This is a genomic window from Microbacterium sp. (genome assembly GCF_039812165.1).
Taxonomy (GTDB): domain Bacteria; phylum Actinomycetota; class Actinomycetes; order Actinomycetales; family Microbacteriaceae; genus Microbacterium.
The window spans coordinates 1-12139 of record NZ_JBDIAB010000081.1; the positions used below are offsets into that span (position 1 = coordinate 1).

7 protein-coding genes are annotated in these 12139 nt (G+C 70.4%); all 7 read right to left on the reverse strand.

Annotation, left to right across the window (positions count from 1 at the left end; translation table 11 throughout):
• On the reverse strand, window positions 1–984 hold a 984-nt coding region (locus tag WML84_RS08245), incomplete at its 3' end, for a serine/threonine-protein kinase (protein WP_347345664.1).
• A 114-nt stretch (window positions 985–1098) separates the two neighbouring features.
• Window positions 1099–1755, reverse strand: coding sequence for a spermidine/putrescine ABC transporter substrate-binding protein (locus WML84_RS08250; RefSeq protein ID WP_347345665.1), 657 nt, complete (start codon window positions 1753–1755; stop codon window positions 1099–1101).
• Between the two features lie 19 nt (window positions 1756–1774).
• Window positions 1775–2248: a hypothetical protein gene (locus WML84_RS08255; protein WP_347345666.1), complete on the reverse strand. Its 474-nt coding sequence runs from the start codon at window positions 2246–2248 to the stop codon at window positions 1775–1777.
• A complete protein-coding gene (locus tag WML84_RS08260) occupies window positions 2248–3225 on the reverse strand; it encodes an ABC transporter (RefSeq protein ID WP_347345667.1) in 978 nt (325 codons plus the stop codon). The genes WML84_RS08255 and WML84_RS08260 overlap by 1 nt, the downstream gene beginning before the upstream one ends.
• Window positions 3226–3340: 115 nt before the next feature.
• Window positions 3341–3931, reverse strand: a complete 591-nt coding sequence (locus WML84_RS08265) for a hypothetical protein (protein ID WP_347345668.1) — start codon at window positions 3929–3931, stop codon at window positions 3341–3343.
• Between the two features lie 262 nt (window positions 3932–4193).
• Window positions 4194–8105, reverse strand: coding sequence for a DNA-directed RNA polymerase subunit beta' (locus WML84_RS08270; protein ID WP_347345669.1), 3912 nt, complete (start codon window positions 8103–8105; stop codon window positions 4194–4196).
• A gap of 42 nt (window positions 8106–8147) precedes the next feature.
• The gene (locus WML84_RS08275) at window positions 8148–11642 is read right to left on the reverse strand and encodes a DNA-directed RNA polymerase subunit beta (protein WP_347345670.1); all 3495 of its coding nucleotides are present in this window, start codon (window positions 11640–11642) and stop codon (window positions 8148–8150) included.
• Between the last annotated feature and the right edge of the window lie 497 nt (window positions 11643–12139).

Below are 12139 nucleotides of genomic sequence, written 5' to 3' on the forward strand. Positions count from 1 at the left end.
CGACCCCGGGGGCGTGGACGTCAGACGCCGCTGCGTGTCGTGGTCGACGTGCGTGCGCACGGGGCCGCGGGGCGTGGCATCCGAGAAGTCGACGGTCGTGGGCGTCCAGTCGCCGGTCGGGACCTCGAGCGGCGTCGGGGCGAGGCCGGCGGCGCGCTGCACCTCGCGCACCGCCTCGCCGAGCTCGGCCGCGGTGCGGTACCGGCGCCGCGGGTCACGGCTCATCGCCGTCGCGAGCACCTCCTGCAGCGCGTCCGGCACGTCGGCGCGGGCGATCGGCACGTACGTGCCCCGCGAGATGCGGCGCACGAGCTGCTCGCGCGTGTTCTGCCCCCGCTCGCGACGCTCGAACGGGCTGTGCCCGGCCAGCAGCGAGTACACGGTCGCGCCGAGGCTCCACACCTCGCTCGCGACGGTCCCCGACGTCTGCTCGGCGACGACCTCGGGCGCGCTCCACGGCACCGACATCGCGAGCACGTCCGACGCGCTCTGCCGCGCGAGCGACGAGGCGATGCCGAAGTCCGCCAGGACGGCCGAGCCGAACGCCGTGACCAGCACGTTGCTCGGCTTGATGTCGCGGTGCACGAGCCCCGCGCGGTGCGCCGACTCGAGGGCCCCGGCCAGGCGCACCGCGATCGACATGACCTCGTCGACCGGGATGCGCTCGATGCGGTAGCGGTGCGCGTACGATCCGGGGCAGTACTCCATGACGATGTACGGGCGGCCGTCGGCCGAGATGCCGGCCTGGTACACCGTGACGATCGCGGGGTGCGCGGACAGATGGGCGAGCACGTCCGCCTCGGCGTTGAACATGCGCACGAGCTCGGGGTCGGCCGCCGGAGCGGGCATGACCTTGACGGCCACGGCACGGCGCGGCATGTCCTGCTCGTACAGGAAGACGTCCGCGAAGCCACCGGAGCCGAGCGGGCGCACGTAGTCGAGCCCCGCCAGGACAGGGGCGACGACCGACGGTCTGCTCCCCATGGCACCCCTTACGCTCCCCCAGAGAGCGGCGGACGAACACGGAGGCCGGTCCCACGACGTTCCGCGTGTGTGTTAGCGGACATCGTAACAAAGGCCGCCAGGCGCGTCAGGAGGTCAGGCCGGGCCGTCGGGTCCCGTGTCGAACGGGGCGTCGAGCGAGCGGGTCAGCTCGGCCAGCATCGCGGCGATCTGCGGCTCCACGTGCTGGCTCACGGCCGCCTGGATCCGCAGGCGATGGTGCAGCAGCACCGCGCACACCTCTCGGCCCACCATGTTGGCGTAGTCGTCGGCGAGGCGCACCTCCTGCCGGAGCGCCGCCTTCGCCTCGTCGCTCAGCGGCGGCAGGGCCGGGATGCCGGCATCCACCTCGTCGGCGAGCCCCGCGATCGTGAACAGGAACGGCGCGCCGGGCACCGGGTCGGGGTCGAGCGGCAGCCCCTCGAACTCGGGCTCGAGCCCCTCGGCGGGCCGGTAGCTGCGGGCACGGTTGCGCGCGGCCTGCTGGTCGAGCTCGGACTGCAGCATCGGCAGGTTGAGGGACGTGTACTCGGCGACCGCGTGGTCGACGATCGCCTTGATGCGCGTCGACAGGCCGTGCTGCACGCCGTGGGGCACGTCGGCGCCGAGACCGGCCGCCGACAGCACCGGCGAGCCGAAGCAGCGCCGGCACGGGGCCACGCGTCCGCGGTGCGTGGCGGGCTCCCATCGCGGCAGCCATCTCAGCCACGCGTCGACGGCCTGGCTGACCTGCGTCTCGAGCGAGCGCTCCACGTGCACCATTCTCCCCCGGTCAGAGGTCTTCGTCGCGCTCCCACGGCCAGCGGGGCCGCTGGGCGCGCGTGCGCACGAGGGCGATGCCCGCCCACGACGAGACGAACGCCGCGGCGGCGAGCACGACCACGAACCACGAGGTCACGAAGCCTCCCACCGCGGCCGTCGCGAGGGCCGCATCCGAGCCGGAGAACACGGCGCCGAGCCAGACGCCGGCGAGGTGGGCGAGGACTGTCGCGACCGTCACCGTCGCCGTCGCGCGGTACACCGGGCGCGCACGGCGCAGCGCCGCCCACATCGTGAGGCCGAACATCGCCGTCGCGAGGACCATGCCGGCGACGCCCGGGATCTGCCCGAGCCCGGGGGTGGCGATCACCTCCGCGCCGGAGGCGAGGCTCGTCAGCCCCAGGCCGCACACGGCCAGGGCCACGAAGCCGACGACCGCGAAGCCGAGCCCCATGCGGGGCGGGACTCCGCGGCCGTTCTCGGACATCAGCCCTGGCGCACCTGCGGACCGGCCTCGAGGGTCCGCTCGTACTCGCGCTGCATCTCGCGGTTGAGCTCGGTGACGCGCTTGCCGCGCGCGGCGACCCACGCGCCGAACCAGATGGTCAGCTCGCGGCCGATGACGAACGCGCCGATGGCGAGCGGTGCCAGGATCTGGCTCTCGACGATCTCGGTGCCCTGACGCGCGGTGAGCGCCCAGAACGGCGCCTGGAAGAGCTGGCCGAGCAGGTGTCCGCCGTACGAGGCGAGACCGACGAGCAGGCCCAGGACCACCCAGACGCCCCAGCGACCGCGGTTGATGATGGCGCCGAGCAGCCAGAACGACACGAAGAACACGGCGACGGGCACCCACAGCCACCAGCTCGTGAGCGCGGCGAGCGCCTCGGCGCCGACGGCGGCGACCGTGATCTCGCCGGCCGCGACGCGCAGCCCGAGGGCGACGCCCAGGTACAGGATGCCGAAGGCCACCGCGGCGAGCAGGCCGATCGCGCCCGCCGCCCCGCGGTTGCCGCGCGGGCGGGGCGCCTCGGGCGCCTGCACGAAGATGGGCTGCTGGGCCACCGGCACGACCGGCACGACCGGCTCGCTCGGGGTGACGGTCTCGGGGTACAGCGCCGTGGCCTCGGTCGCCGCGGCGGGGTACAGCGCCGTGGGCTCCTCGACGGCGGCGTAGCGCGCGGTGAACTCGGCGTCGTCGGTGTCGTACCGCGACAGCGCGTCGTCGGTGGAGGCGTATGCGACGGTGGCGGCGTCCGAGGAGGACGGGGCCGGCTCGGCGACCACGGTGACCGCCTCGTCGGGCACGTCGGCGACGTGGCGCGCCGCCGACTCGTCCCTCTCGTTCTCGCCGACGGCATCGCGGGAAGCGGCCTCGGCGTCGGCGAGGCTCGCGTTCACGCTGTCGACGACCTCGTCGACGCCGCGGGGCTCGTCGGTCCTCTCGTCGTGCTGTGGCTCGCTCATGCGGGATTGTGCTCCTTACGCGGGGCGCACGCCACCGCAGTGCGAGCGTAACCCGGGGCGCGCGGCTGACGACGCAGGCATGCCGAGTGTCGGCGCCACGCGGCGTGTCGGCCCGTCACCGCCGCCAGACGCGGTCCGCGACGCGCGCCGCGTACTGCGTCGGATGCCACGCCGTCTCGACGCTCGCGACCAGGAGTCCGCCGCCGGTCTCCACCGTCTCGACGACCTCGCCCTCGGCGCGCGCGCACCGCGTGCGCGTGCCGACCTCGGTGCACGTGAACCCCAGGGCCGGCATGCCGGCCACCGCGACGGCCGCGGCATCCTGATCCACCTCGGCGACGGTCGTCGAGACCGTCCCGGCGTCGGACGACCACGCGCACGTGAACCGCACGGTCGGCTGCGCCGCCTCGAGGAGGGCCGCGGCGCTCGTCGCGGTGACCTCCGCGGGGCGCGTCAGCTCGGAGCCCGACGCCCACTTGAGGCTCGCCCACAGCGGCGCGACGTACAGGTCGCGGCACTCGACCGGTCCGTCGTCGTCGCCGGCGCGCTCGGACGAGGGCTTCGAGCCGGAGAGCGTCTGCACCGCCCAGTCGGTGACGACGGGCACCATCGGGATCGCCAGGAAGGCGAGCCCGGCGACGATCGCCGCGCACAGGATGCCGACGACCCACGCGAAGGGCGCGTTCCTGCCGCCGAGCCGAGCCATCCCTCCACGCTACGGCGCACCGCCCACGACGGCGTCCCGACACGGCGCACGGCCGACCCCCGGTGCGCCCCGCCCGTGCCCCCGCGGCCCCCGCCCACGAGCCCGCGAGAGTGCACTGGTGCACCGAGAGTGCGGGCTGAGCATGCTGTCTCGGTGCACAGTTGCACTCTCACGGGCGGAGCGGGGGACGGAGCGGGCGGGGACGGGGACGGCGAAGGCCCCCGGCGGGAGCCGGGGGCCTTCGGGAACGGATCCCGCTCGATCAGTTGTAGGTGCCGGGCGTGAAGTCGTCGGTCGAGAAGCTGTCGAAGTCGACGTAGCTCAGGTCGGCGTCGCTGTACGCGCCGTCCGAGGCGAAGATGCGGTTGGGGTACCGCTCGCTCTTGGCCTCCTCCGTCGCCTCGACCACGACGTTGCGGTACTTCGCAAGGCCGGTGCCGGCGGGGATGAGCTTTCCGATGATGACGTTCTCCTTGAGGCCCACGAGCGGGTCGCTGCGACCCTCCATGGCGGCCTGCGTGAGCACGCGCGTCGTCTCCTGGAACGACGCCGCCGACAGCCACGACTCCGTCGCGAGCGACGCCTTCGTGATGCCCATCAGCTCGGGACGGCCCGACGCGGGGCGCTTGCCCTCGGCGACCGCCTCGCGGTTGATCTGCTGGTAGCGCTTGAAGTCGACCAGCTCGCCGGGCAGCAGCGGCGTGTCGCCGTGGTCGACCACGGTGACCTTCCGCAGCATCTGGCGCACGATGACCTCGATGTGCTTGTCGTGGATCGGCACGCCCTGCGAGCGGTAGACGCCCTGCACGCCGCCGACGAGGTACTTCTGCACCTCGCGGGCGCCCTGCACGCGCATGACCTCCTTGGGGTCGAGCGTGCCCACCAGGATCGGGTCGCCGACCGAGATGTGCTGCCCGTCCTCGACGAGGAGGGTGGCGCGCTTGAGCACCGGGTAGACGTGCGGCTCGTCGCCGTTGTCGGGCGTGAGGATGACCTTCTTGGCCTTCTCGGTCTCGTCGATCGTGATGCGGCCGTCGGCCTCCGCGATCGGCGACGCGCCCTTGGGGGTGCGCGCCTCGAAGAGCTCCTGCACGCGGGGCAGACCCTGCGTGATGTCGTCCGCCGACGCCGATCCACCGGTGTGGAACGTGCGCATGGTCAGCTGCGTGCCGGGCTCGCCGATGGACTGGGCGGCGATGATGCCGACCGCCTCGCCGATGTCGACGAGCTTGCCGGTGGCCAGCGACCGTCCGTAGCACTTCGCGCAGACGCCGACCGCCGAGTCGCACGTGAGCACGGAGCGCACCTTGATCGAGGTGACGCCGCCGGCGACCAGCCGGTCGATCAGCACGTCGCCCACGTCGTCGCCCGCCTCGGCGAGCACCTCGCCCGAGGGCGAGACGACATCGGCGGCCAGGGTGCGCGCGAACACCGAGTTCTCGACGTTCGGGTCCTTCTCGAGCGTGCCGTCCAGGCCCTCGGCCGCGATCGGCAGCTCGAGGCCCTTGGTCGTGCCGCAGTCCTCTTCGCGGATGATGACGTCCTGCGAGACGTCCACGAGGCGACGGGTCAGGTAGCCCGAGTCCGCGGTGCGGAGGGCGGTGTCGGCCAGACCCTTGCGGGCGCCGTGGGTGGCGATGAAGTACTCGGCGACCGACAGCCCCTCGCGGTACGAGGAGATGATCGGACGCGGGATGATCTCGCCCTTCGGGTTGTTCACGAGACCGCGCATGCCCGCGATGTTGCGGATCTGCAGCCAGTTGCCTCGCGCGCCCGACGACACCATGCGGTTGATGGTGTTGTCCTCCGGGAAGTTGTCGCGCATCGCCTTCTGGACCTCGTCGGTCGCCTCGGTCCAGATCTCGATGAGCTCCTGACGACGCTCGGCGTCGGTCGTGAGACCCTTCTCGTACTGGGCCTGGACCTTCGCGGCGCGCTTCTCGTAGCCGGCGACGATCTCGCCCTTGTTCGGGGGCGTGAGGATGTCGCTGAGGGCGACGGTCACGCCCGAGCGCGTGGCCCAGTAGAAGCCGGCATCCTTGATGCGGTCGAGGGATGCCGCGACCTCCACCTTCGGGTACTCCTCGGCCAGCTTGTTCACGATCTGCGACAGCTTGCCCTTGTCGGCCTGGCCCCGCACGAACGGGTAGCCCTTCGGGAGCGTGTCGTTGAAGATCGCCTGGCCGAGCGACGCGTCGACGAGACCGTGGCCGCGCTTGTCCACGCCGCCGTCCTCGTTCAGGACGTCGGCGTAGCCCTCGGGGGCCTCGCCCTCGAGGAACTCCAGACCCGGGACGCGGATGCGCACCTTGGCCTGCAGGTCGAGCGTGCCCTCGTCGCGGGCGAGGATCGCCTCGCCCACCGAGCCGAACACGCGACCCTCGCCGAGCGCGCCCTCCTTGACCGTGGTCAGGTGGTGCAGGCCGATGATCATGTCCTGCGAGGGCAGGGTGACCGGACGGCCGTCCGACGGCTTCAGGATGTTGTTCGAGGCGAGCATCAGCACGCGCGCCTCGGCCTGGGCCTCGACCGACAGCGGCAGGTGGACGGCCATCTGGTCGCCGTCGAAGTCCGCGTTGAACGCGGCGCACACGAGCGGGTGCAGCTGGATGGCCTTGCCCTCGACGAGCTGCGGCTCGAAGGCCTGGATGCCGAGGCGGTGCAGCGTCGGCGCACGGTTGAGCAGCACGGGGCGCTCGCGGATGATCTCCTCGAGCACGTCCCACACCTCGGGGCGCGTGCGCTCCACGGCGCGCTTGGCGGCCTTGATGTTCTGCGAGTGGCCGAGGTCGATCAGACGCTTGATCACGAACGGCTTGAACAGCTCGAGCGCCATCTGCTTGGGCAGACCGCACTGGTGGAGCTTGAGCTGCGGGCCGACGATGATGACCGAACGGCCCGAGTAGTCCACGCGCTTGCCGAGCAGGTTCTGGCGGAACCGGCCCTGCTTGCCCTTGAGCATGTCGGACAGCGACTTGAGCGCCCGGTTGCCGGTGCCGGTGACGGGGCGGCCGCGGCGGCCGTTGTCGAACAGCGCGTCGACGGCCTCCTGCAGCATCCGCTTCTCGTTGTTGACGATGATCTCGGGCGCGCCGAGGTCGATCAGGCGACGGAGGCGGTTGTTGCGGTTGATCACGCGGCGGTACAGGTCGTTGAGGTCGGAGGTCGCGAAGCGGCCGCCGTCGAGCTGGACCATCGGACGCAGCTCCGGCGGGATCACCGGCACGACGTCGAGCACCATGGCGGCCGGGCTCATGCCGGTCGACAGGAACGAGTTGACGACCTTGAGGCGCTTGATCGCACGGATCTTGCGCTGGCCCTTGCCCTCGGAGATCTGCAGGTGCAGGTTCTCGGCCTCGGCGGCCAGGTCGAACGCCTCGAGGCGGCGCTTGATCGCCTCGGCGCCCATGTACGCCTCGAAGTACTGGCCGAAGCGGTCCTGCAGCTCGTGGAAGACGTCGTCCTCCTGCTTGAGCTGGCCGACGTCGAGCGTGCGGAACTCCTCCCACACGCGCTCGAGCTTGGCGATCTGCTCGTCGAAGTTCTTGCGGACGTTCGCCATCTCCTTCTCGGCGGAGTCCTTGACCTTCTTCTTCTGGTCGGCCTTGGCGCCCTCCGCCTCGAGGGCGGCGAGCTCCTCCTCCAGCTTCTGGAGGCGCGCGGCGATGCGCGAGTCCCGACGGTCGCCGAGGTTCTTGATCTCCAGGCGCAGGTTCGACTCGTGCGTGGCGAGGTCGCGGTGACGCGCGTCCTCGTCCACCGAGATGACCATGTAGGCGGCGAAGTAGATGACCTTCTCGAGGTCCTTCGGCGCCATGTCGAGCAGGTACCCGAGGCGCGACGGGACGCCCTTGAAGTACCAGATGTGGGTGACCGGGGCGGCGAGCTCGATGTGGCCCATGCGCTCGCGGCGGACGGAGCTCTTGGTGACCTCCACGCCGCAGCGCTCGCAGACGATGCCCTTGAAGCGGACCCGCTTGTACTTGCCGCAGGCGCACTCCCAGTCGCGGGAGGGCCCGAAGATCTGCTCGCCGAAGAGGCCGTCCTTCTCCGGCTTCAGCGTGCGGTAGTTGATGGTCTCGGGCTTCTTGACCTCGCCGTAGGACCAGCGACGGATGTCGTCGGCGGTGGCCAGGCCGATGCGAAGCTCATCGAAAGTTGTTGCGTCGAGCACGAGTTCTCCTGTGTCGGAATTCTTGAATCAGCTGGCCGGGGTTCAGATCTCGTCGATCGACGAGGACTCGAACCGGGTGGAGATGTTGATGCCGAGCTCCTCCGCCGCGCGGAAGGCCTCGTCGTCGGTGTCGCGGAGGTTGACCGCGGTGCCGTCGGCGGCGAGGACCTCGACGTTCAGGCAGAGCGACTGCATCTCCTTCATGAGCACCTTGAACGACTCCGGGATGCCGGGCTCCTGGATGTTCTCGCCCTTGACGATCGCCTCGTAGACCTTCACACGGCCCACGATGTCGTCGGACTTGATCGTGAGGAGCTCCTGCAGCGCGTACGCGGCGCCGTAGGCCTCGAGGGCCCACACCTCCATCTCGCCGAAGCGCTGGCCGCCGAACTGCGCCTTTCCACCGAGCGGCTGCTGCGTGATCATCGAGTAGGGGCCGGTCGAGCGCGCGTGGATCTTGTCGTCGACGAGGTGGTGCAGCTTCAGGATGTACATGTAGCCGACCGAGATCGGAGCCGGGAACGGCTCGCCGGAGCGGCCGTCGAACAGCTGCGTCTTGCCGGTCGAGTCGATGAGGCGGTCGCCGTCACGGGTGGGGAGCGTCGAGTCGAGCAGACCCGCGATCTCCTCCTCGGCGGCGCCGTCGAACACCGGGGTCGCGACCTTGGTGCCGGGCGTGGCCTCGCGGATCTCCTCGGGCAGGTGCACCGCCCACTCCGGCTCGCCCTCGACCTTCCAGCCCTGCTTGGCGATCCACCCGAGGTGGGTCTCCAGCACCTGGCCGAAGTTCATGCGACCCGGGATGCCGAGCGGGTTCAGGATCACGTCGACCGGCGTGCCGTCGGCGAGGAACGGCATGTCCTCGACCGGCAGGATCTTCGCGATGACGCCCTTGTTGCCGTGACGGCCGGCGAGCTTGTCGCCCTCGGTGATCTTGCGCTTCTGCGCGATGTAGACCACGACGCGGCGGTTGACGCCCGAGCCCAGCTCGTCGTCGCCCTCCTCGGCGTTGAACTCCTTCACCGCGATGATCGTGCCCTGCTCGCCGTGCGGGACCTTCAGCGACGTGTCGCGCACCTCGCGCGACTTCTCGTTGAAGATCGCGCGGAGCAGGCGCTCCTCGGCGCTGAGCTCGGTCTCGCCCTTCGGCGTGACCTTGCCGACGAGGATGTCGCCGGGGCGCACCTCGGCGCCGATGCGCACGATGCCGCGCTCGTCCAGGTCCTTCAGCAGGTCCGGGCTGACGTTGGGGAGGTCACGGGTGATCTCCTCCTTGCCGAGCTTGGTGTCACGGGCATCCACCTCGTACTCCTCGATGTGGATCGAGGAGAGCGTGTCGTTCTTGACGAGGTCCTGGCTGAGGATGATGGCGTCCTCGAAGTTGTGACCCTCCCACGTCATGAAGGCGACGAGGAGGTTCTTGCCGAGCGCGAGCTCGCCGTTCTCGGTCGCCGGACCGTCGGCGATGACCTCGCCGACCTCGACACGGTCGCCCGCCGAGACGATGACGCGCTGGTTGTACGACGTGCCCTGGTTCGAGCGGTCGAACTTGCGCAGGAAGTAGTCCTGCGTGCCGCCCTCGTCGAGCTGCACGGTCACGACGTCGGCCGAGACCTGCGAGACGACGCCCGCGCGGTCGGCGGTGATGACGTCGCCCGCGTCGATCGCGGCGTAGCCCTCCATGCCGGTGCCGACCACCGGCGACTCGCTGCGCAGGAGCGGCACGGCCTGGCGCTGCATGTTCGCGCCCATGAGGGCGCGGTTCGCGTCGTCGTGCTCGAGGAACGGGATGAGCGAGGTCGCGACCGACACCATCTGGCGCGGCGAGACGTCCATGTAGCCGATCTCCTCGGCGTGGAACAGGTCGACCTCGCCGCCCTTGCCGCGACGGGCGAGGACGCGGTCCTGCGCGAAGCGGCCGTCGTCGGTCAGCTCGGCGCCGGCCTGCGCGACGATGTAGTCGTTCTCCTCGGATGCCGTCAGGTAGTCGATGTGGTCGGTGACCCGGCCGTCCTCGACGCGGCGGTACGGCGTCTCGATGAAGCCGAACGCGTTGATGCGCGCGAACGACGCGAGCGAGCCGATCAGGCCGATGTTCGGGCCTTCCGGGGTCTCGATCGGGCACATCCGGCCGTAGTGCGACGGGTGCACGTCGCGGACCTCGACGCCGGCGCGCTCGCGCGACAGACCGCCGGGGCCCAGCGCCGAGAGGCGGCGCTTGTGGGTCAGGCCGGCGAGCGGGTTGTTCTGGTCCATGAACTGCGACAGCTGCGAGGTGCCGAAGAACTCCTTGATCGCGGCCACGACGGGGCGCACGTTGATCAGGGTCTGCGGCGTGATCGCCTCGATGTCCTGCGTGGTCATGCGCTCGCGGACGACGCGCTCCATGCGGCTGAGGCCCGTGCGGACCTGGTTCTGGATCAGCTCGCCGACGGCGCGGATGCGGCGGTTGCCGAAGTTGTCGATGTCGTCGGTGTCGAGACGGATCTCGGCCGGCTTGCCGGCGCGGACGCCCTCGAAGGTCTCGTCGCCGCGGTGCAGGCGCACGAGGTACTTGATGGTCGCGACGATGTCCTCGACCGTGAGCACCGAGTCGCTCAGCGGCGCGTCGAGGCCGAGCTTCTGGTTCAGCTTGTAGCGGCCGACCTTGGCGAGGTCGTAGCGCTTCGGGTTGAAGTAGAAGTTGTCGAGCAGCGCGCGGGCGGCCTCGGCGGCGACCTGCTCGCCCGGGCGGAGCTTGCGGTAGATGTCGCGGAGGGCGTCCTCCTTGGTGAGGATCGTGTCCTTCGACAGGGTGTCCTCGATGGACTCGTAGCCGGCGAACTCGGCGAGGATCTCCTCGCTGGAGAGCCCCAGGGCCTTGAGGAACACCGTCACCGACTGCTTGCGCTTGCGGTCGATGCGCACGCCGACCTGGTCGCGCTTGTCGATCTCGAACTCGAGCCACGCCCCGCGGCTCGGGATGATGCGGGCCGAGACGATGTCCTTGTCGCTGGTCTTGTCGGGCGTCTTGTCGAAGTAGACGCCCGGCGAGCGGACCAGCTGCGAGACGACGACGCGCTCGGTGCCGTTGATGATGAACGTGCCCTTGCCGGTCTGGAGCGGGAAGTCGCCCATGAAGACCGTCTGGGTCTTGATCTCGCCGGTGAGGTGGTTCATGAACTCGGCCTCGACGTACAGCGGGGCGGCGTAGGTCTTGCCGCGCTCCTTGCACTCCTCGATCGAGTACTTCTCCGGCTCCAGGTACGGGTTCGTGAAGCTCAGCTGCATCGTCTCGCCGAGGTCCTCGATCGGCGAGATCTCCTCGAAGATCTCCTCCAGACCGCTCACCGTGGGCACGTCGGTGCGGCCAGCGACCTCGGCCTCGGCGACGCGCGCCTTCCAGGCGTCGTTGCCGACGAGCCAGTCGAACGACTCCGTCTGCAGCGCCAGCAGGTCGGGGACCGTCAGCGTGTCGGAGATCTTGGCGAACGAGAGGCGGGAAGCGCCGCGTCCGTTCTTGGTGGTGGGATTGGTTGCGTTGCGCGCAGCAGCCAAGGGGATTACCTCCGTCAGCCCGGGCAGGGGCTGGTCTTCCTCGTCATCGGATGGAGTGCTCCCCGGAACCCGATCCCGCGCAGCACGCGCCGCTGAAGCTCAGCGGGGCCGCACAGGCACAAGCCGACCACCATATGAGGGCAAGGGGAAGGGAGCGCAACTACCCACTATACCCATCGCGACGCGCCATGTCCAGCCGAATCCTTGACGAGTTCCGATCCCTGCGGTATAACCCGCGCGGACGGTGCGGTATGCCCTCGGTGCTGCGGCTCCGGCATCCATCCCCTGCCCGGCGCTGCGGTTCCGGCATCCGCTCCTGCCCGGTGCTGCGGCCCCGGCATCCGCCCACCTGGTGCTGCGGCCCCGGCATCCGCACCTGCCCGGTGCTGCGCTGACGAGCTGTCGGCGCCAGTTTCCTGCGATGGCGCTTCATATATGTGGCGCCATCTGAGGAAACTGGCGCCAACCCCGAGCAGACGCAGGAAGGTGTCGCCAAC